The organism is Brachybacterium tyrofermentans, from assembly GCF_014897585.1.
Taxonomy (GTDB): Bacteria; Actinomycetota; Actinomycetes; order Actinomycetales; family Dermabacteraceae; genus Brachybacterium; species Brachybacterium tyrofermentans.
On record NZ_JABUXW010000099.1, the window covers coordinates 1 to 595 of the forward strand.

General features: G+C 64.9%; 1 protein-coding gene, 1 pseudogene and 1 other annotated feature. The gene and the pseudogene both read left to right on the forward strand.

The annotated features are described in order from the left end of the window. Positions 1-52: 52 nt before the first annotated feature. Positions 53-370 (forward strand): transposase, encoded by a 318-nt coding sequence (locus INT49_RS20890; protein ID WP_193119638.1) that lies wholly within the window; start codon positions 53-55, stop codon positions 368-370. Continuing rightward, positions 331-459 (forward strand) — a sequence feature (AL1L pseudoknot). Its footprint overlaps the gene before it by 40 nt. Further along, positions 373-595, forward strand: a pseudogene (locus INT49_RS20895) (hypothetical protein); the annotation flags it as partial. (Overlaps the previous feature by 87 nt.)

Genomic DNA, 595 nt, shown 5'->3' on the forward strand with positions numbered 1-595 from the left:
TGAATCGCCCCGGGTCTGGTGGAGGCTCTGAATCCACGGGAGGATGAGGAGCATGGCAGCACCGAGGAAGTACCCCGACGAGCTTCGGGAGAGAGCCACGAGGATGGCAGTTAAGTCACGGCGCGATCCATCGACGAGGTCGGGAACGTTTCGCCGTGTGGGCGAGCAGCTCGGGATCAATCCCGAGACTCTGAGGAACTGGGTCGTGCAGGCCGAGGTCGACGAGGGGCACCGTCCCGGGACCACGACCAGCGAGTCCCAGCGCCTGGTCGAGCTGGAGAAGGAAGTGCGTGAGCTGCGCAGGGCGAACTCGATCCTGCGGTCAGCCTCGGCTTTTTTCGCGGCGGAGCTCGACCGCCCACAGCGTTGATCGTGGAGTACATCGACCAGTACAGGCATGAGTTCGGCGTCGAGCCGATCTGTCGAACGCTGACCGCAGCGGGCACGCAGATCGCGCCGAGCACGTACTACGCGTTCAAGACCCGCCCACCCTCGAAGCGAGCACTACGCGACGAGGAACTGCTGGTCGAGATCCACCGCGTCCATGCGGCGAACTTCGGCGTCTACGGGGCGAAGAAGGTCCACGCCCAGCTGC